The 21174-nt window shown below is 52.3% G+C and carries 16 protein-coding genes; 9 read left to right on the forward strand and 7 right to left on the reverse strand.

What is annotated here, in order from left to right; all coding sequences use genetic code 11:
- The first annotated feature begins 17 nt into the window (after positions 1–17).
- Complete coding sequence (locus AC1W8Y_RS04305) at positions 18–3191, forward strand: efflux RND transporter permease subunit (RefSeq protein ID WP_482013236.1); 3174 nt, start codon at positions 18–20, stop codon at positions 3189–3191.
- A gap of 52 nt (positions 3192–3243) precedes the next feature.
- On the opposite strand, the gene AC1W8Y_RS04310 is transcribed toward AC1W8Y_RS04305, so the two are convergent.
- Positions 3244–4422, reverse strand: a complete 1179-nt coding sequence (locus tag AC1W8Y_RS04310; RefSeq protein WP_482013237.1) for an acyl-CoA dehydrogenase family protein — start codon at positions 4420–4422, stop codon at positions 3244–3246.
- Positions 4423–4529: 107 nt separating this feature from the next.
- On the opposite strand from AC1W8Y_RS04310, the gene AC1W8Y_RS04315 reads away from it, so the two are divergent.
- From AC1W8Y_RS04315 to AC1W8Y_RS04325, 3 genes are all read left to right on the forward strand, one after another.
- Entirely contained in the window at positions 4530–5414 is an 885-nt protein-coding gene (locus AC1W8Y_RS04315; RefSeq protein WP_482013238.1) for an NAD(P)-dependent oxidoreductase, read from the forward strand.
- A gap of 29 nt (positions 5415–5443) precedes the next feature.
- Entirely contained in the window at positions 5444–6805 is a 1362-nt protein-coding gene (locus AC1W8Y_RS04320) for a hypothetical protein (protein WP_482013239.1), read from the forward strand.
- Between the two features lie 88 nt (positions 6806–6893).
- Complete coding sequence (locus AC1W8Y_RS04325; RefSeq protein ID WP_482013240.1) at positions 6894–7418, forward strand: carboxymuconolactone decarboxylase family protein; 525 nt, start codon at positions 6894–6896, stop codon at positions 7416–7418.
- Between the two features lie 21 nt (positions 7419–7439).
- Here AC1W8Y_RS04325 and AC1W8Y_RS04330 read toward each other — a convergent pair whose 3' ends face one another.
- The 6 genes from AC1W8Y_RS04330 to AC1W8Y_RS04355 all read right to left on the reverse strand — a co-directional run bounded on the left by AC1W8Y_RS04330 (position 7440) and on the right by AC1W8Y_RS04355 (position 15021).
- Positions 7440–9317 (reverse strand): TRAP transporter large permease, encoded by a 1878-nt coding sequence (locus AC1W8Y_RS04330; protein ID WP_482013241.1) that lies wholly within the window; start codon positions 9315–9317, stop codon positions 7440–7442.
- On the reverse strand, positions 9314–10324 hold the full coding sequence (locus AC1W8Y_RS04335) for a TRAP transporter substrate-binding protein (protein WP_482013242.1): 1011 nt from the start codon (positions 10322–10324) through the stop codon (positions 9314–9316). The genes AC1W8Y_RS04330 and AC1W8Y_RS04335 overlap by 4 nt, the downstream gene beginning before the upstream one ends.
- Before the next feature lie 117 nt (positions 10325–10441).
- Positions 10442–12013, reverse strand: a complete 1572-nt coding sequence (locus tag AC1W8Y_RS04340) for an acyl-CoA synthetase (RefSeq protein WP_482013333.1) — start codon at positions 12011–12013, stop codon at positions 10442–10444.
- Positions 12014–12027: 14 nt separating this feature from the next.
- A complete protein-coding gene (locus AC1W8Y_RS04345; protein ID WP_482013243.1) occupies positions 12028–13194 on the reverse strand; it encodes an acetyl-CoA acetyltransferase in 1167 nt (388 codons plus the stop codon).
- Positions 13191–13979 (reverse strand): SDR family NAD(P)-dependent oxidoreductase, encoded by a 789-nt coding sequence (locus tag AC1W8Y_RS04350; protein WP_482013244.1) that lies wholly within the window; start codon positions 13977–13979, stop codon positions 13191–13193. Before AC1W8Y_RS04350 ends, AC1W8Y_RS04345 begins: the two co-directional genes overlap by 4 nt.
- Positions 13980–14100: 121 nt before the next feature.
- Complete coding sequence (locus AC1W8Y_RS04355) at positions 14101–15021, reverse strand: alpha/beta hydrolase (protein WP_482013245.1); 921 nt, start codon at positions 15019–15021, stop codon at positions 14101–14103.
- Between the two features lie 58 nt (positions 15022–15079).
- Here AC1W8Y_RS04355 and AC1W8Y_RS04360 point away from each other — a divergent pair, with 58 nt between their 5' ends.
- The 5 genes from AC1W8Y_RS04360 to AC1W8Y_RS04380 all read left to right on the forward strand — a co-directional run bounded on the left by AC1W8Y_RS04360 (position 15080) and on the right by AC1W8Y_RS04380 (position 21157).
- Positions 15080–16663, forward strand: a complete 1584-nt coding sequence (locus tag AC1W8Y_RS04360) for an ABC transporter substrate-binding protein (RefSeq protein WP_482013246.1) — start codon at positions 15080–15082, stop codon at positions 16661–16663.
- 92 nt (positions 16664–16755) lie between these two features.
- Positions 16756–17823, forward strand: a complete 1068-nt coding sequence (locus AC1W8Y_RS04365; protein ID WP_482013247.1) for an aldo/keto reductase — start codon at positions 16756–16758, stop codon at positions 17821–17823.
- A 25-nt stretch (positions 17824–17848) separates the two neighbouring features.
- On the forward strand, positions 17849–19369 hold the full coding sequence (locus AC1W8Y_RS04370; protein WP_482013248.1) for an ABC transporter substrate-binding protein: 1521 nt from the start codon (positions 17849–17851) through the stop codon (positions 19367–19369).
- A 22-nt stretch (positions 19370–19391) separates the two neighbouring features.
- The gene (locus AC1W8Y_RS04375) at positions 19392–20315 is read left to right on the forward strand and encodes an ABC transporter permease (RefSeq protein ID WP_482013249.1); all 924 of its coding nucleotides are present in this window, start codon (positions 19392–19394) and stop codon (positions 20313–20315) included.
- Positions 20312–21157, forward strand: a complete 846-nt coding sequence (locus tag AC1W8Y_RS04380) for an ABC transporter permease (protein ID WP_482013250.1) — start codon at positions 20312–20314, stop codon at positions 21155–21157. Before AC1W8Y_RS04375 ends, AC1W8Y_RS04380 begins: the two co-directional genes overlap by 4 nt.
- The last annotated feature ends 17 nt before the right edge of the window (positions 21158–21174 follow it).

Consider the following 21174-nt stretch of genomic DNA (forward strand, 5'->3'; position numbering starts at 1 on the left):
AGGCAACGAGAAGACTTATGCTTTCTAAATTTTTCATCGAACGCCCGGTTCTTGGCAACGTCATTGCCATCATCACCATGATTCTCGGGGCGGTATCCATCTTTGGGTTGCCGATCTCACAGTATCCCCCCATGACACCCCCGACCATTCAGGTGACCACCAATTGGCCAGGCGCCAGCGCCGCGATGATGCAGCAGATGGTGGCAACCAGCATTGAGACGCAGGTCAATGGCGTCGAGAATATGCTCTACATGCAATCGGATTCGACCAACGATGGTCGCTATACCTTAACGGTGACCTTTGAAGTCGGTACTGATCCGAACATCGCGCAGGTGAACGTGCAAAACCGCGTTGCTATTGCGGTGCCTGGCTTGCCGCAGGCTGTGCAAAAGCAGGGGATCACGACCAAACAGCAATCTACGTCAATCTTGCAGTTTGTCACGCTCACCTCAAATGACCCGGCTCATGACGCACTGTTTTTAAGTAATTATGCCAATCTGCAGATGCAAAATCGCTTGGCTCGAATCAAGGGCGTTGCGGCAGCCAATGTCTTAGGGGTTGGCAATTACAGTATGCGAGTGTGGCTCGACCCAGCCCAACTACAGGCCCGGTCGTTGACACCTTCTGATATATCCAACGCAATCTCGCGTCAGAACGTCATGCTTGCTGGGGGGCAAGTCGGGGCGCCACCGGTACCCAACGGCCAGGATTTTCAATATACGCTGAACGTTCAGAGTGCCCTGAACAATGCTGAAGAGTTCAGTAACATTCTGGTGAAGGTGGATAACCAGGGCAATATCACTCGATTGAAAGATGTTGCGCGCGTCGAGCTGGGCAGTCAGAACAATAGCCAATTTATTAAGCTCGGTGAAAAACCTGCGAGCAGTGTCGCGATTTATTTGTTACCCAGTGCGAATGCGATTGCGACCGCGCAAGCCGTTCGCGATGAGATGGAAGTTATCTCAAAGAGTTTCCCCAAGGATGTGAAGTGGGAAATCCCCTTTGATACCACCATGTTTGTTTCTGCCTCAATTAATGAGGTGTATCACACCTTGTTTGAAGCGGGTATTCTGGTGTTGGCCGTGATCTTGATTTTTCTACAAGACTGGCGTGCTGTATTGGTGCCTGCAACGACGGTGCCGGTGACCATCATTGGTGCCTTTGCCGCCATGGCCTCGATGGGGTTTTCAATTAACCTGTTGACCCTGTTCGCCATCGTGCTTTGTATTGGTATTGTGGTCGATGATGCCATCGTGGTGGTTGAAGGTGTCGCCAAGAAAGTTGAACACGGCGAAACGCCTCACGACGCCGCAGTCAATGCGATGAACGAATTGATGGGCCCCATTATCGGTATTACGCTGGTATTGATGGCGGTGTTTTTGCCTGCTTCCTTCATCTCGGGGATCACCGGTCAGATGTATCGTCAATTTGCGCTGGTGATCGCGGCCACTGCGTTAATCAGCGGTATCAATGCTGTTACCTTGAAGCCGACCCAGGCGGCGACTTTTATTCAGCCCAAGTTACCCGGTATCGTTAAGAAAAATTGGTTCTACAAAAAATTCGACATGGTTTTTGAATCTATATCGAACTCGTATGCCCGATTAATGCAAGGGTTGATGAATCATCGCAAGCTTTCCATGATCTTTGGTTTTGCGTTGATTGGCGTCGCTATCTTTGGCTTGGTCAAACTGCCAACTGGCTTCATCCCTAACGAAGATCAGGGTTACTTGGTCGTATCGGTCCAGTTGCCGAATGCTGCTTCGCTGCAAAGAACTGAGAGGACCATGTCTGATGTGGTCAAAGTGGTCGAATCAGTACCAGGCGTGGAGAATGTTGTTTCGGTGGGCGGCGTGAACGCCGTGAACAACAGCGCATCGCAGGCAAACGCAGGGGTGATGTACGTGATTCTCAAGCCCTGGGATGTGCGAGCAAAAGAGAAAGGGCAAGATCTGAGAACGATTTTCGCCACCATGAATGGCAAGCTGCAGTCGGTTCAAGAGGCGACCTCGAACGTGTTGTTGCCACCAGCGATACCAGGGCTTGGTTTGTCTGGTGGTTTTCAAATGCAGGTCGTTTTGACTGACTTGAGCAATGATTACGGCAAATTGTCTCAAGCGACAGATGCGCTGATACAAGCGGCCTTTAAAAGACCTGAGGTGATGGTTGCGTTTACTCCTTTCCGCTCGACAGTGCCCCAATTTCAACTGAAATTCAATGCCGCGCGCGCTGAAACATTGGGTGTGTCTCTGGGGGATGCCTACGACGTGTTGCAAAGCTCGATTGGTTCAACCTACGTGAATCAGTTCTTTACTTTCGGTCAGACCTATCAGGTATACATACAGGCTGATGGTAAAGACCGAGTGTCCACAGATCAAATTGCCAAGCTGTATGTCAGAAGTGCGAACGGTTCGATGGTGCCCTTGGGGTCGTTTGTTGAAATATCGGAAACGACCGGTCCGGGGATCGCATCGCAATACAATTTGTTCCCCACCGCAGCGGTGCTTGGGGCGGCGAATGGTGCCTACAGCTCTGGTCAGGCGATGACGGCGATGGAGGAGGTGGCAAAAGAAGTGCTACCACCTGGTGTCACGTACTATTGGACCGCCATGTCTTATCAAGAGAAACTCGTGGGCAACACCGTCGTGTTGGTGTTTACCTTATCGATATTGCTCGTCTACTTAGTGCTGGCGGCACAGTATGAGTCATGGGTAGCCCCTTTTGCCGTGATTCTGGCCGTACCTCTCGCCTTGGTCGGTGTGGTCACTGCACTTTTTCTCACGGGATTGCCCAATAATATTTATGTGCAGATTGGTCTGGTGCTGATGATTGCGCTCGCCTCAAAAAATGCCATTCTGATTGTTGAGGTGGCCCTTGAAGAGCGAAAACACGGGTTGGGGTTGGTTGAAGCGGCACTCAAGGCCTCGCATGAGCGGTTCAGGCCGATTGTGATGACTTCTATCGCCTTTATTCTCGGTGTCGTCCCGCTGTTGACGTCGTCTGGGGCGGGAGCTGCCTCACGCGTGTCGATTGGTCTAACGGTGTTTAGCGGCATGATTGCCTCGACGGTGTTTGCTGTGGCGTTGGTGCCAATCTTCTTTGTGCAGATTGAAGGTTTTTTTGAAGCGAGAGCAGAAAAATCAGCGAAGAAGAAAGCTGAGAAGCTTGCAAAGACGATTGCCAAGCATCAATAAGTTCATCGAACAAGGTCGCTCTGGGGGCGACCTTGGGATGATGCTCATTTGATCAGTAAGATTTGGGCAACCCTAAGACGCGCTCTGCGACGTAGGACAAAATCAGCTCTCTGCTCACCGGTGCGATTCTGGCAATCATCACCTCTCGAAAATACCGTTCGACGTGATACTCGCGCGCATATCCAAACCCGCCATGTGTCATCACCGCTTGCTCACAGGCATGAAAGCCCGCCTCTGCAGCCAGATACTTACCCGCGTTGGCCTCTGCAGCACAATCTTTGTTTTGATCGTAGAGTGTCGCCGCTTTCATGATCATTAATCGTGCTGCTTCCAGTTCCATCCAATTCTTTGCCAGAGGATGCTGAATCGCCTGGTTTTGACCGATCTTGCGGTTAAATACCACGCGTTCATTGGCATAGGCTGCGGCTTTACGCAAAGCAATACGGCCAATCCCAATGGCTTCTGCCGCGATCAGCATGCGCTCAGGATTCATGCCATGCAGAATATATTTGAACCCTTCGCCTTCTTCACCGATGCGATCTTCGACTGGGATTTCCAGGCCATCGATAAATAATTCGTTCGAGTCAACAGAATGCCTTCCCATTTTGTGAATCAGACGAACCTGGACTTTGCTTCTATCCAGATCGGTATAGAACAAGGACAAACCGTGTGTTTTGCTTTTACACGCTTCGATAGGGGTCGTGCGCGCTAGCAACAGTATTTTGTCAGCAACTTGTGCCGTGGATATCCATACTTTCTGGCCAGTGACAACATAATGATCACCTTTTAAAACGGCACGTGTTTTCAATTCAGTCGTGTTGAGTCCCGTATTGGGCTCTGTGACCCCGAAGCAGGCCTTCACCGTCCCATCGATGACTGGTGGCAGGTATTTCTGCTTCTGCGCTTCGGTCCCGTAGACCACGATGGGGTTTAAGCCGAAAATGTTCATATGAATGGCTGAGGCACCCGACAGACAAGCGCCTGTTTCGGCAACGGTCTGTGTCAGTAGTGTGGCTTCGGTCATGCCCAACCCTGATCCGCCATAGTCTTGCGGCATCGCAATGCCGAGCCAGCCCGCTTTAGCCATCGCGGCATGGAAATCATGGGGGAAGACGCCGTCCTCGTCGCGCGCCAACCAGTAGTCTTCACCAAATGGCGAACAGGTCTGGTTTACTGCATCAACAATCGCCTGTTGGTCGGTCGTCAGATCTCGATAGAACAAATCTTGCATAGCTAAGCCTCAGTTTTAGATGTCTTATTGGCGCTTGACCGTCTTCCCGCGCGCGCCCGTGTTTATCCACTATATTAGCGAGTATTCAATTGAGGAGAAGACGAGCGATGTTACCCGAAACAAAACAAGCAATTGGTCTGGTCGGCTTGGGCGTCATGGGCAGAGGGGTGGCACAGAACCTGATCAAGCATGGCTATCAAGTGGTTGGTCGTGATGTAAGTTCAGAGGCGCTCAAATGGCTCGAATCCATCGGTGGTGTGGCGTCTCGTCAGGCGGCTGACTTGACCTCAGTTTGCGATGTGGTGATCAGTTTTGTGGTGAACGACGTGCAAACAGAGGCGCTGTTGTTTGGCGACGATGGGCTGGCCCAGTCGATGCGTCCTGGCACGGTCTTTATTGCTTGCAGCACGATGGCACCAAAGTTTTTGAAAGAACTCACCCAGCGATTGGCAAAGCTTGAGGTTCATTTACTTGACGCACCCGTCACGGGCGGTCAGGCGGGGGCGAGAAACGGCACCATGACGATCATGGCAGCGGGCGCAACTGAAATTTTTGAGCGCGTTCAACCTGTGTTGAAGTCCATTGGGGGCAAGATCTTCTTTCTGGGCACCGAACCAGGCATGGGGGCCCAGATGAAAGTCGTCAACCAGTTGCTCTGCGGTGTGCACATCGCTGCGGCTGCCGAGGCGTTGGCCATGGCGAAGAAACACGGCCTACCGCTGGATACAACACTTGAAATTTTGAAGAGCGGGGCAGCCTCCTCTTGGATGCTGGGGGATCGAGGGCCACGCATGGTAGCTGACTCATTTGACGATGTTCAGTCTGCGGTAGATATCTTTGTCAAGGATCTTGGTCTTGTGCTGGATTCGGCCAAACAGGCTAGCTTTGCTGCCCCGATGGCACATACTGCTTTTCTGCAGTTCTTGGAAAGCAGTGGGCACGGGTTAGGTAAGCTGGATGATTCTGCCGTCATTCGTAATTACACAGACTAAGTAATCGTCATCACCGGGTAGCCCAGCCGATGCAAATACTACCCATGCCCATGCGGCAAAACGACAATCATTTCACGCACGTAGCGAAAAATTCGCTGATCGTGCTGTTAGGGGCTTTTGCGTTTATCTGGCCAGCCCTCATGAACGGGTATCCACTGGTGTTCAGTGACACCAGTGTGTTCATCGCTCAGCCTGCCCCTGGTTTTTTCAATTGGGATAAGCCATTTATTTATGGCCCCTGGATGCTCTTGCTGCACGGCTGGCGCTCGCTTTGGGGCGTTGTTGCTGCACAAGCCTTACTGCTCTCGCACTTGATCTGGCTGGCAACGAATGCCGTCGCTGATCGATCGCCACTTCGTCATCTGTTGACATGTCTGGTTCTCGGTTTAGTCAGCACGGCGCCCTGGTTTGCGTCATTCTTGATGCCGGATATTTTCGCCGGCATGGTCGCCATCGCGCTCTTTCTGTTAGCTTTTATGAACGGACTGAAAGGCTGGATGAAAGGGTGGTTGGTGTTGGTGGCATCGCTAGCCATTGCCGTCCATCTTTCGCATTTGATCATTGCAGCGGCTTGCTTGTGCGTGGTCTTGCTGTTTAGACCTACCCGTTTTTTACTGGCACTCATGCCAATGTTACTGGCGCTGCTGATGTTAATGGCGACCAGCTACGTGGCCTTTAACGTCTGGTCAGTCTCCCCTCACGGATCAGTGTTCATGTTGGCACGTCTGTCTGCTGACGGGCATACGCAACCCGTTTTAGATAAATATTGCGCGACAAAAAGCTGGTACCTTTGCCAGTGGTCCGATAGATTGCCCTTTGACAGTGATGTTTTTTTATGGGACGGCAAAGGCGTGGTCTGGAGTCATCCTGGGGGCCCCATCGGTTTGGCGCCTGAAGCGACCGAGATCGTGCGAATGATCGTGACTGAAAGACCGGTGCAAGTTTTCAGGTCTTCCGTTGTCAATAGCATCGATCAAATGCGCTTGATCAAACTGGGCGATACGCTGCATGCGGATTACTTGGATGTGACCGTTGACAAGATGCTGCAAGCCTATTTCCCGGAGGCAGAGGTACAACGTTTTAGAGAGGCACTTCAAACGCGTCACAGCTTGGTCGGCGAGGGGTTCTTGGTGAGGCTGGGTGTCTACAATAAGGTGCTACTGGCGGCCGTTTTATTCGCGTTGACAATATCGCTTTACCTGATGGCTAGAAGCCCTAAGCAGGCGGGCCCATTGGTTGTCATGGTTTTTGCTGCGTTTGTCGCCAACGCGATTGCGACAGGGGCTTTATCAAAACCCCAAGACCGTTATCAAGCACGTATCTCTTGGTTACTCTTTCTGCCACCACTTTTGTTGGTGGGTCAGCGTCACCAACGTCGCCTCGAATGGTGAAAATGTGCTCGCAGGCTTGATCTAAGTGATTCTTTAAGCGATTATCGAAGCAGTACTTTTCTTCAACCTCTTTTAAAAGTAGACCATCATGGCACGCATCGATTACGCAGATTTAACGCACGCTGAAACCAAGCCTTTAGTTGATCGTATCGTCGCTGAGCGTGGCAAGGTATTACATCTCTATCAAATGCTGCTCAATGCGCCCCCGGTGGCAGAGGGGTGGTTGACGTTTCTGACCGCCATTCGCCAGAAAAGCACCTTGTCACCGGCATTGCGAGAGCTGGTCATCATGCGGGTTGCCGTGATCAACGGCGCACCCTATGAGGCAGAACAGCATGCGCCCATCGCTTTGAGAGAGGGGATTACGCAAGCGCAGCTTGATGATTTGGATCAGTGGTCAGCATCTGACAAGTTTGATGCCACACAATGCGCTGTGCTCGCCTACACCGATGCCATGACAAAAAATGTGCAAGTGCCGCCGGACGTCTTTGCTAAGGTGAAAGCAGCCGTGAATGATCGCCAGCTCGTTGAACTCACGGCGACGATCGGTGCTTACAACATGGTGTCTCGTTTTCTTGAAGCCTTGCAAATTCATTCTCACGACCAGACCTGATAGGACTGGTCGTCCGCTGCTCTACAGAAATCCGATCGAGATCCAGGGCACACAAGCGACAATCACAATACCGATGAATAAGGCCAATAAATAGGCCAGAATCGGTTTGATCCCAACATCAGGATTGACATTGCCAATAGCACACGCGGCGTAATAGCCGACGCCGACAGGCGGGGCAAACAAGCCCAAGCCCATTGAAAGCACCACAACCATGGCGTAATGCACCTCATGTATCCCGAGCTGTTTGGCAATCGGAAACAATAAAGGACCAAAAAGTACGATGGCAGGGATGCCTTCAAGCACAGAACCGAGGACAACAAAGGTGACCAGAGAGACCGCCATGAACATGCTAGCCCCCCCCGGTAGCGATGCCATCAGTTGGGCGAGCCATTTCGAAAACCCCGACTGCGTCAAGCCCCATGCCATGGCTGTCGCTGTCCCGATAATTAACAGAATGGCACCCGATAGAGAGGCCGTGCTGACCAGCATGGGGATCAGTCGCCTGTAGTCGAATTGTCGGTAGACCACCAGCCCCGCGATGATGGCATAGACGATCCCTATCGTGGATACTTCGGTCGCCGTGGCAATCCCCTCGATCACCGTGGCACGAATCACAAAGGGCAGGGCAAGCGCCGGGAAGGCGATCAAAAAGAGTTTGACGATGGTGAGGACAGGCGTTGGCCTGACCCCGCTAATATCATCATGGCGATTACGAAACCACACGACGAGACACAGCATGGCACCCAGTACTGCCGCGGGTAACAATCCCCCCGTAAACAGGGCGGCGATCGAGACGCCCGTGACAGAGCCGATGGTGATTAAGACAAGGCTAGGTGGCACCGTTTCGGTTTGAGCCCCAGTGGCTGACAACAAAGCCACGAGATCCCCTTCAGAAGCACCGCGTTTCTTCATTTCAGGAAAGAGTGCGGGGGCAACGGCGGCCATATCAGCCGCCTTTGAGCCAGAAATCCCAGACACCAAGTACATGGCACCGATCAGGACGTAAGACAAGCCGCCTTTCACCCGCCCCAGAATACTGGCAAGAAATTCGACCATGGCCTTTGCCATGCCTGTCATTTCAATCAAGAGGCCAAGAAACACAAATAAGGGAACGGCCAACAGAATCAGATGCGACATGCCATCGTTCATCCGGCCAATCATGACGGATAAGGGTGTGCTGGTGCTAAGTGCTAAGTAGCTAAGGGTGCCCAAGCCAAAGGCAAAAGCAATCGGTATGCCCAGAAAGACAGTCGCACCCACGACGCCGACAAAAAATATCAGCAAGTTAATTCGACCTAAATCTTCAAAAAGCGGTGATGCAACCCAGAAAGCAGCCACCACACACACCACGATTAAACCGGCTTGAAGCATGTGTTGGCGCGTCGAGGTTCGCCCCAGTCTGATCAGCGAAAATAGGGCCATCAAGACGACACCCACCGGCAGTGCAGTCGCGCGCCAGCTATTGGGGATGTCGAGTGCAGGCAAAGTCATATCGGCTTCTTCGATCGCATTGATCAAGGCTGGCCAGGCAATCAGTACCAAAAACGCTAATGACGCAAAAAGTGCTACGGTCTCGAGCAAGGCACGCCGTTGCGGGCTGAGGCTGCTCACTAACGCCGTCATTCGCATATGCTCACCGCGTCTGAAGGCGACAACAGACCCCATCATCGCCATCCAGATAAAAATAATTGACGCCAACTCGTCTGACCAAACCAAGGGTTGGTGAAGCGCGAACCGAAAGATGACGCCAGCCAAGAGCACCACAATATCCGCTAATACCAAAAGAGCCGCTGGGATTTCAACCATCCATCCCAGCGCACGATCTAGCTTGGTCAACAAAGGGTGTGCGTCGATCTCTTGTTCTTGAGCGGCGTTAGGGCTGTGATGCGCTAGCGTCATGCAAGCTTACCGGTGTATTTCTCAAGGGTGGCCCACCCATCGATACCAAACTTGGCTTTCCATTCAGCATAGAAACCAGCACTGATGAGCTTTTGACGCAGTGACTCTTTGTCGACTTGGTTGACCTGCATGCCATTTTTTTCAAGCACGGCTTGCAAAGATCCGTTCAACGCTTCAACGTCAGCACGCTCTTGCACGCCAGCGTCATTCATGGCTGTGGACATGACTTTGCGAGCATCCTCTGGTAAGCGATCCCAAGCCTTTTGATTGACCACCTGCCAGTAGCCATCCCACATGTGGTTGGTGAGCGACAAATATTTTTGTACTTCGTACAGTTTTGCAGTCTCGATCACGGCAAGCGGATTTTCCTGTCCTTCTACGATTTTGGTTTGCAAGGCAGAGTACACCTCAGCAAAGTTGATGGACGCTGGTGCCGCACCAAACGCTTTGAACATCGATGTCCACAAGGGTGAGGGTGGCACACGCAATTTCATCCCTTCCAGATCTGCCGCGCTCTTGATAGGTTTGGTTGAGGTCGTGATTTGTCTGAAACCGTTATCCCAGATTTTTTCTTGGGCGTATAGACCTTTCTTAGCGATTTCTGAGCGCATGTAAGCGCCGAGGTCGGCATCCATGGCTTTCCAAACTGCAGGGTAGTCCGGGAACGCGAACCCCAAACCAGAGATGCCAGCTGCCGGCACCAAGGTTTGCAAAATGAGACTTGCGATAGAGAAAATTTCTATCCCGCCATTGCGCACCTGACTCAGCATGTCGGTATCGTTACCCAATTGGTTATTGGGGAACACTTGTATTTCTACCAAACCGTCCGTGCCCGCTTTGACTTTCGCAGCGACGGATTCGGCCGCTTTGTGAAGCGGATGCGTGATGGGCAAATTGTGCGCATACTTGTAATTGAACTTTGCTTTTTGCGCAAAGCTAGAGGCAAGCGGTGAGACGATAGCGACTGCACCCGCACCGAGGATAAGACTGCGACGATTGATTGTCATGTTGTTTGTCTCCTGAAGAATGAGACGTTTTTAACATGACCCGTATGTCTTGAGGGGCTTGTTTACTGGCGTTCTAGGGTTGTCCCTAGTGCCTGTTGCTCAATCGTATTGCCGCGTTTATACCGCGGCCGTAATTTCTCCGCGTTCAATCAGTAGCCGCTTGATATCCTTTTTGACAATTTTTCCATAGCCTGATTTGGGCATGGTGTCCCAGAAAAAGAACTTGCGCGGCCAACGATATTTTGCACACCGATCTTCGAGATGGGCCAGCAGTTCAGCATCGGTGACATCCGTCATATGCTCTCGCAAGACGATCACCGCAACACCTATCTCGCCCCACTTCTCGTCGGGCACGCCGAGTATGGCAATTTCAGCAACCGCGGGATGGGTCAGCAGGACTTCTTCCACTTCTTTCGGATAAACGTTTGAACCGCCGGAAATGTACATATCCGACTCACGGCCAGTGATATAGAGTAGGCCGCGCTCATCTAGCCTGCCGAGATCACCCGTGTGAAACCAACCGCCTCTCAAGGCCTTTTGAGTCGCTGCTTCGTTGCCATAATAGCCAGCGAAAACGGCCGGGCCTCGACAACAGATTTCACCAACGTCGCCGGTGGCGACAGGTTCGCCATTTGAATCGAGAATGGCGATTTCCATGCCAGTGCGTGGGCGACCACAAGAGCCGATATTCGCGTTGGGGTCGTTGTCATCGGCAGAGTGCATGTCTGGGGGTAAGACAGTGATGTTGCCAGTGACTTCACCTAACCCAAAGTACTGAACCAGTACTTTGCCCAATTTTTGCAAGGCACGCTTCTGGTCTGCTCGATACATGGGTGCACCAGCGTAAATCATATAGCGCAACGAACGATGATCGTACTGGTCAACCGCAGGGTGCTCGACCAGCATCTTGACGATGGTCGGGACAGTAAAAAGGTTGGTGACTTGATATTGTTCGACCAATTGCCAAAATTGTTCGGGGTCGAAGCGTTCGCTGGGCATCAGAATCGAACAGGCACCTCGAGCAACATTGAGTAAAGCATGAACACCAGCGCCATGAGAGAGTGGTGCGACGACGATCGAGACGTCCTTCTCGGTGGTGCCAGGGGTAAGATCGGCTAAATGATTCGTCACCACAAATGCGAGTTGCCCGTGGGTCAGGATGCCCGCTTTAGGTTTGCCGGTGGTCCCCGAGGTATAGAAAAACCACAAGGGGTCATCGGCCAACACTGTCGTTTCGATCGCGGGTGTGCCGAGGTGCTGCGCAACCAGATCCTCGTAACTGAGCTCGCCCGTGCGTGGGGTGCCGATCGTGATGACATGGCGGATGCGGTTAGACGCGGCAACGACGGCATCCACATGACCGGCAAAAATATCTTCGACCACCATCACGACTGAATCGCTGGATTCACCCAAGTAAGCAACTTCATGCGGGGTGAGACGAAAATTGGTCGGCACCCAGACACAGCCCATTTTGAAAGCAACCCAACAGAATTCGAACATCTGCAGGTTGTTTCTGGATTGCATCAAAATCTTCTCGCCTGGCCGAACACCCAGCGCGCGAAGCGCATTGACCATAGCATCCACGCGGTCGTTGATCTGCGACCAAGTCCACGCTCGGTCTGCCTGTCGCAGAGCGGTGTGGTGAGGAAAGAGCTTTGCTGTGTGGGTCAATAAGCGACCCAGATTCATGACTTGCGCTGGGTTCAAGTGGACTCCAGCACACTCAGATAATTGGCGACAGCAGCACCCCCCATATTGAACACAGCGCCCACCGTGGCATTACTGATTTGCATCTCGCCGGCCGTATTCGACAATTGCATCGCGGCCATCACGTGCTGTGACACACCAGTGGCGCCGATGGGGTGACCTTTGGATTTCAAACCACCTGACGGATTGACCGGTAGTTTGCCATCCTTGCGTGTGATGCCATCGAGAATCACATGCGCGCCTTCACCATGCTTGGCCAGCCCCATGGCCTCGTACTCGAGCATTTCTGCGATGGTGAAACAATCGTGTGTTTCAACGAATTTGACATCATCAAGCGTCAGCGCGGCATCCTTTAAACCTTTGGCCCACACCATCGCCGTACCTTCGAACTTCGTGGGATCGCGTCGCGACAACGGGAGGAATTCATTGACCTGTGTCCGTGAACGCCATCTGATCGCAGGTACTTTTGCGCCGGGCAAGGGCCGATTCGACAGCACGAGCGCAGCGGCGCCATCAGACACCAGCGAGCAATCTGACCGCTTCAACGGACCAGCCACGAAGGGGTTCTTGTCTGAAGGGTTGCGACAGAAATCAAAACCGAGATCCCTACGCAGATGGGCGTAAGGGTTATGGACCCCGTTCGCGTGATTTTTGGCCGCAATGGCCGCTAAGGCGTCGGATTGGTCACCGAAACGGGTGAAGTACTCTTGCGCAATTTGACCAAAGACACCGGCAAAGCCACCGGGTGTGTTGCCTTCTTCTTGAACATAAGAAGCTTTGAGCAAAATGTCACCAATCTGCTGATTCGGCAAGGTATTCATTTTTTCCATGCCAATCACCAACGCACGTTGGATGCGGCCGCTGGCTAACGCATCCAGGGCGTTATGGATCGCCGCTGAGCCCGTTGCGCAGGCATTTTCAAGCCGCACGGCTGGGGTATGTCTAAACTCGGGGATCGCGACGGCGGCCAACGAGGCACTGAAGTCCTGAGGGACAAAGCCGTTATTGAAATGTCCCATGTAGATCGCGTCGATATCGCCTGGCTCAAGTCCTGCGCTGTCCAAGGCGGGATAAACCGCGTCGCGAATGAGCTGCTCGAGCGTCATGTTATCGAGTTTGCCAAAGGGGGTGTGGCCCCAGCCAACGATGTAAGGTTGATTCATTGCTGATAGCTCCTGAGTGTGGGGATACCTACGCCTGAGGCGTCAAAACCCCCGTCTACTGCCAAATATTGCCCATTGATGAAAGACGCCTGCTCACTGCATAAAAATCCGACCGCATTGGCAATTTCTTCGGTGGTGGCGTAGCGATTCATGGGGATCGTGTCGTAATAGTCTGACCGGATTGCGACGCTATGCACGAGCTTTGCCATTTCGGTATCGACCGGGCCAGGGCAAACGGCGTTTGACCGTATACCCTCAGTCCCGAGCTCAACCGCCTGTTGTTTAGTCAGGTGCAGCAGTGCGGCCTTGCTTGTGCCATAGGCAATCCGCAAGGTGCTGGCTCTCAGCCCAGAAATAGAGGCGATATTGACAATGGCACCGCCTTTTCCCCCGGCGCGCATCACAGGGATACAGGCTTGAGAACAAAGGAAGGCACCGTCGAGATTCGTGCCTAGTACATGTCTGAACTCTTCAAAGCTCGTCTCGCTGATGGGCTTGAAAACCGCGACGCCTGCATTGTTTACCAGCGCGTCGATGCGCCCGTATGCTTGAACCACACGATCAACGGCTAGCTGCACTTGCTCAGGCTTGGACACGTCACAGGGCAAGGCGATGATGCGATCCGTATCCAGACTGTTCTCTGTTTTTTTGAGCTGACTTGCATCAATGTCAATCAGTGCGACGCGATAGTGATGGGCCAAAAACCACTGGGCAATGGCCAGGCCGATGCCGCGCGCAGCACCCGTCACGAAAGCGACCGGCAGGGAGTTATCTTGAGCAGTCATGCAATGTCTCTTAATTGTTTTTTATCAAAGTCACAGTTTATATTTTTCTGTCGCTTGAGTCTTGCGGTTCTCTTTAAGGCTTTATGCGCGTGTACAACCACCATCGGGCAGCGGCCTGAGGCTAACTTAAACACCGCTTAACTAATGTCGGCGTATATCCTTCGCTGTTTTCGAACTCTTGCATGACAGAATAATGATTGAGCCCCGGCCTGACGTGCATATTGACCGCACATCCGTGCCGGTAGAGATGTTCACTGAAGTCAGTGGATTGTTTGACCCAACCCGCCGGCTCTGCACCGCCCGCCAGCACTTCGTACTGCACCGCTTGAGGCATCGGAAACCGCATGGGGCTCATCAGCGGCACTTCTTGCTCGGTCATGCGGATTTCTTCATTGACCGAGATCTTCAAGACAGGTGTGCAGTCATAAATACCGCTGACGAGGATCGCGCGTTTAACGAGGTGGTCGGGCAATTGATAGCGCTGCCCCGTTTGCGCCAAGGTCATGGCCAATAAATGTGCGCCGGCTGAATGGCCCGCTGCGATCAGCCCAGGCTTGAATCCCAGCGTCGTCTGCTGGTCTGCCAGCCAGACAAGACCATCCCTGATCTGTTGAGTAATGGCAGTGACGGTAAGAGCAGGGCAAAGGTCATAATTCATCAAGGCGACATTCAAGCCCAGAGGCCGCATTGAATTCACGACATAGGCAAAATCTTTTTTGTCGCGACCGCGCCAAAAGCCGCCATGAATGAACACGAACAGCGGCTGATCTTTGTGTGCGCAGGCAAAGTAGTCGATCGTCGTTCGTTCACCTGAGGCATACTTCAGATCTGCCTGGTGAGGGTAGGCGTGATAGGCTTTTTCGCTCTGCTCAGTGCCGCGTTTGATATACGGCTCAGTGTCCGGTACCGACACCCGTGGATTGAACTCTTTTTCAATGGCTTCGTTGATCATTTTTTCTTGAACAGAGATAAGATGTTTAGCATCCAGCGTATCCCAGAACGACGGCAGGCGACAACTGGTGACTCCAGCCTTAGATGGCACGATACTTGCAAGGGCTTTACGCTCGCTGTGTTCAATCGACTTAAACAGAGGCCTGACTATGTTTCATCATGTAAAGCAACGAATGCTGGCAGGGGGGCTTACTGTGTTGATCAGTCTAGGCTCAGCCTTTGCCTCAGATGACGTCAACGTGCTTCGTCTCGTGCCACAGAGCGACTTAAAAATTTTGGATCCCATCTGGACGACCGGATTTACCACGCGTAATCACGGTTTCATGATTTACGACCAGCTATTCGGGATCGACGCTCAAGGGCAGATTCAACCGCAGATGGTTGATACTTATACGAAATCATCTGATTTCAAAGTGTGGACGTTTACTCTGCGCAAAGGGTTGGTATTTAGCGACGGCGAGCCGGTCACATCAAATGATGTGATTGCTTCGATCAATCGGTGGGCGAAACGAGACGTCTTTGGCCAAGTCATGGCACAAGAACTGCAGGTGTTTGAAGCGGTGGATGATAGCCATTTCAAGATGGTCTTCAAGACACCTTTTCCGATGGTGCTCGATGCGTTTTCGAAACAATCGGGCAGTCCGTCCTTCATCATGCCCAAGCGCGTGGCAATGACGCCTGCGGATCAACAGATCAAAGAATATATCGGCTCAGGTCCCTATGTCATCAAAATGGATGAATACAAGCCTGGGTCAAAGATTGTCTATCTTAAAAATGAAAAATATATCCCTCGGACAGAAGCACCCTCGGGGACTGCAGGGGGTAAGCATGTTTATGTGGATCGGCTCGAGTGGATTGTGCTCAAGGATGCGCAAACGCAGGCAAATGCAATCGCCAACGGCGAAGTGGACATGATAGAGCTCATGCCGCCAGAGCAGTATGCAACGCTCAAAGCGAATCCTAAATTGGAAATTGTCAAGCCAATGCCGTCGGGCTCTTCGTTTATGCATCTGAACCATTTGATCCCCCCTTTCAATAACCCTCAGATTGCGCGAGCGGCTATCATGGCGATCAATCAAGAGGCGCTGATGCGGGCGCAGTTTGTGAACAAAGATTTGTATCGAACGTGCACGTCAATTTATCCGTGTTCGTCGGCGTTCGTGTCGCCTCAGACGGACTATTTCACGGGTAAGCCTCAGTTTGAGGCGGCGAGAAAGGCCTTGCAGGATGCGGGCTATGACGGTAAGCCGGTTTTGTTGTTGTATCCGACGGATCTGGCGACGATTAACAAGTTTCCGCCTGTGTTGGCTCAGTTGCTCAAGCAGGCTGGTTTTAATGTCGATATGCAGGCCATGGACTGGGCGTCTGTTCAAACGCGGCGCGCTAAAAAGGATTTACCGGAAAACGGTGGCTGGAATGTGTTCGTCACGGGTTTTGGTTACCCCGATATGATGAACCCGCTGTTCTTCCCACCATTGACGGGGAACGGGGAGAAGGGTTGGTTTGGCTGGACAACCGATCCCAAATTGCAGCAGCTCAAAGCAGATTTCATGTTGGCACCCGATCTAGAGACTCGCAAGAAGATTGCGATAGCCCTTCAGTTGCAGAACTACGACACTGGCATCCTCGCCAAGATCGGTGATTATGATTACAACTCGGTGGTGCGTAAGGGCGTCGTGACGGGTTTGCTCTATGCGCCGGTGAACGTGTTCTGGAATCTTAAAAAGAACTAGTCGTTGAGTATTCAGGCCTGCATTGAATGTTAATCTTGGGCGCACCTCCTATCCCCATTTCAAATCGCCAAGAAAGAGTCAGTAGACACTCAATGAAAACGCTTCAACTAGGGCAGTCTGATTTGCAAGTTACCCCCATTTGCTTGGGTACGATGACGTTTGGCGAGCAAGTCGGTGAGCGACTGGCGCACACGATTCTCGATCATTCGCTCGCCCGTGGGGTTAATTTTCTCGACACCGCAGAAATGTACGCGGTGCCAACCAAGCCTGAAACTTTCACGTTGACCGAACAAATCATCGGTAACTGGCTCGGGCAGCGGCCTGGCGTACGCGAGAAGATCGTGCTGGCGACAAAAGTGGCCGGCCCCTCACGAGGTATGCCTTGGATCCGTGAGGGCAAACCCAACCTGACCGCCAGCGATATTGAACAAGCCTGCAACGACAGCTTGAAACGGTTGAAAACGGATTACATCGATCTCTACCAGATTCATTGGCCCGTCAGACATGTGCCTGCCTTTGGCGTGATGTATTTCGATCCGGCAAAAGACGGAGAAAACCTGACGCCAATTCATGAGCAATTGCAAGCCCTTGGTAAGCTCGTTAGCGCGGGCAAGGTGAGGCATATCGGTTTATCGAACGAGACACCCTACGGGGTTCACGAGTTCGTGCGGTTGAGCGAACAACACGGCTTACCGCGGGTCGCTAGCGTACAGAACACGTATTGTTTGCTGAACCGGACGGTGGAAAATGCGTTGGATGAAACCCTATACCGCTTGGGTGTTGGTCTGCTTGCCTACTCGCCATTGGGGGTTGGATTGTTGACCGGTAAGTATGACAAGAGCGGAATCGCGGGCCCCGATGCGCCACCGGGTACTCGGCTTTCGGGCTATGAAAGCGTGCGTAAGCAACGCTGGGGTCGACCAATTGCCTTCGAAGCGGCACTGCGCTACAACAATTTAGCGCGTGAGCATGGCCTGACGCCAACGCAAATGGCTTTGGCTTTTTGTTATCACAACTGGCACGTGGCGAGCACCATCATCGGGGTGACCTCTGTGGCGCATCTTGACCAGAACTTGGATGCGTTTAATATCTCACTCAGTCCAGAGGTGTTGGCAGCAATCGATGAGATTCGTTTCGAAAACCGAGATCCTGCTTACTAAACCCGTTCATCGAGGAGGTTTGACAATGATTCGTTTTAAACATGCGGTGCTCGCGAGCATGATTGCCCTAGGCGTGGCCGCAGCGCCTGCCAGCCAGGCCGCGGGCACGCTGAGTATTGCGGCGTCCGCAGGGGATCCAGGCAGTTGGGATCCGATCGATACGTTTTTGGTGACGTGGGGGGGCATTGGTAGCCAGATTTATGATGGTCTGACCATGCGCACCGCTGATATGAAGCTGGTGCCTGGGTTGGCGCTTTCCTGGGAGATGCTGGATAAGGACTCTCGCATCCGTTTCAAGCTGCGCCAGAACGTCAAGTTTCACAATGGCGAGCCCTTTAATGCCGATGCGGTGAAGTTCACCTTTGACCGCTTGCTCGGCCCTGAGGGGGCTAAAGGCGCACAGCAATCGAACTACAACGCGATTAAAGAGGTCAAGGTCATTGATCCCTTCACGGTTGACTTCATCTTAGCGCGTCCCGATCCGGTGCTTCTGGTCAAGTTGGCGGGCTACGGCGGCATGATTGTGCCACCGAAGTACGTGACCGAAAAGGGTGAAGAGTTCTTTAACGCAAATCCGGTGGGCACTGGGCCTTTTAAGTTTGTTGAGTACAAACCTAAAGTCAGTCTGACGCTTACTCGTAACCCTGATTATTGGGATGGTGCGCCTAAACTTGATGGATTGGTATACCGCTTTATCACCGAACCTGCGACGCAAGTTGCAGAATTGCAAGCCGGCCGCTTGGACATTGCGACAACGATCCCCACCAGTATGCTCGATGTGGTCGCTAAAGATGCCAAGTTAAAGGTCGCGAGTATCAATGGCCCCGTCACGTTGGCACTTCGGTTCAACACCAAAGAGGGGATTACCAAAGATGTCAACGTACGAAAGGCGCTGGTCATGGCGGTTGATCGCGACACCATTGTGAAGCAGATCCTGGGTGGTAATGCCGAGCCTGTGGCGAGTTTCCAAGGCAAACTGTCATTTGGTTTTGATCCTGCACTCAAACCTATGCCGTTCGATCCTGCTGAAGCGAAAAAGCTGCTTGTGGCTGCGGGTGTGCCGGCGGGCGCTGCCGTCCAAATCGATTTTCGTGGTCCTGACAGTAACTTCAGAGAAGTCGCTCAGGCGATCGCCGGTTACCTTCAGGCGGTTGGCATCAAAGCAAACCTGAAGGCTTACGAGACAGGCGTGCTGTTGAACGACATCATCCCTAACGGTAAAACGGGTGATATGTGGCAAAACCAGTGGGGCGGGTGGACGTTTGATTATGACAACACGGCTTATGCCATGTATCACAGCGGTCAGCGTTGGAATCCCTACGACAAAGATGCCGCTTTGGATAAATTGCTTGAAGCGCAGCGTGACACCTACGATCAACAGGCAAGACAGCAGACCTTAAGAGAGATTGCGAAGTACGTCTCCGAGCAGGCGTTAGAGATGCCTCTATACAGTCTGAACACGATTTACGGTATCAATAAACGCGTTCAAAACTTGACGTTACCTGCGGATGGTCGGTTTCGCTTTGTCAACGAATCGATTCAGTGATGTTTACTTCAGGTGACGTCAATTGACCGGATTCATTGTTAAGCGGTTGTTGCAAGCTTTGTTTGTGGTGTTTGTGGTGACGTTGCTAGTCTCTTGGGCTGTGCGCATGACGGGTGACCCTGCCCTCATGCTCTTTCAAGGGGCTGGCAGTGTGACTGAGCAAGATTTGATCAATATTCGTCAGAGTCTGGGGCTCAATCAGCCCTTTACGCAACAGTATTTCAACTTCATCACAGCATTGCTGCATGGCGACTTTGGCCGCAGCTTTCTTGGCGGCACGTCGGTTGCCCGGTTGATCGGCGATGCATTACCCGCTACGTTAGCGTTGACGTTTTGTTCACTGTTTTTCTCTTTGTTGCTTTCGGTTCCTCTCGGGATTCAAGCGGCTGTGAACAAAGGGGGATGGTCAGATCAGCTGATTCGCCTCGTCTCTTTAGTGGGATTGTCGTTTCCCAACTTCTGGCTGGCCATTATGTTGGTGTTGTTGTTTTCAATTGCCATCCCGATTTTTCCTCCTTCGGGGATGGACGGTTTGTCCAGCTTGGTATTGCCAGCAGTGACGATGGGCATCATTTTGACAGCGACCAATGTGCGGTTGGTCAGAACTGCCATGCTTGAAACGTTGTCTGCTCAGTACATTACGGTGGCTCGCAGCAAAGGTTTGCGCGAGCAAGTCGTTCTGTATAAACATGCTTTACGCAATTGCGCTATCCCGCTAATTACCTTCATCGGCTTGCAATTTGGTGGTTTGATTGGCGGGATTGTGGTGGTAGAAAAAGTGTTTAATTGGCCAGGTTTGGGTACCTTGGCTTTTGAGGCGATCTCTGGGCGAGATTATCCTGTCTTGCAATCGACGGTGACGGTGCTTGCCTTGTTGATCGTGACGGTGAACTTACTCACAGACATTGCTTATGGTCTGGTCGACCCCCGGGTGCGGCTCAAATGAGTGGGCAAGTGTCCGCAGGGATAGGGCGAAAGCGTTCACTTGAGTTGGTGCTCGGCCTCTTGTTAACGGGTAGCCTGTTGACCTTGGTTCTTTTGTCAGGATGGATATTTCCGGACGAAGGCACCAGCATGGATCTCGCCGCGCGCTTGCTCAAACCGTTTCATGCCGTGGCCCATGGGTTAGGTACTGATCCGCTGGGACGTGACGTTTTGGCTCGGGTTGCAGTCGGCGGACGCGTCTCGCTGACTGTCGGATTGGTGTCTGTGCTCGGGGCCGCTTTCATCGGTATTGTGGTTGGACTCGTTGCTGGCTACTACCGGGGTATCTGGGAAATCATCTTGATGCGTTGCGCAGATATTCAGTTGGCGCTGCCTTTCATCTTGATTGCGATTACCTTTATTTCAATCTTGGGTGGTGGCTTAGTCAACATCATCTTTTTTATGATCATCTCTCAATGGGTGCAATATGCGCGCTTGGTTCGTGGACAAGTGTTGGTGTTGCGTGAGCGTGAGTTCATCGTTGCCGCAAGGGCGATAGGCGTGAGCAATGCCATGATCGTCTGGCGGCATTTGTTACCTCACTTGCTCGGCCCAATCATTGTGCTGATGACCTTGAACATCGCCAATAATATTTTGCTAGAAAGCAGTCTGACTTTCTTGGGTTTGGGCGTCGACCCTGCTATCCCGAGTTGGGGGGGCATGCTGGCTGACGGGCGCAACTATTTACAGACGGCGTGGTGGGTCAGTGTGTTTCCGGGGCTTGCCATCATGTCTTGCGTCCTCGGTCTGAACTTGCTTGGTGATTGGTTGCGAGACAAAACTGATCCCACAAACCAAGGGTAAGCCAATAATTTGGCAAC

It is taken from the genome of Jezberella sp. (assembly GCF_964834465.1).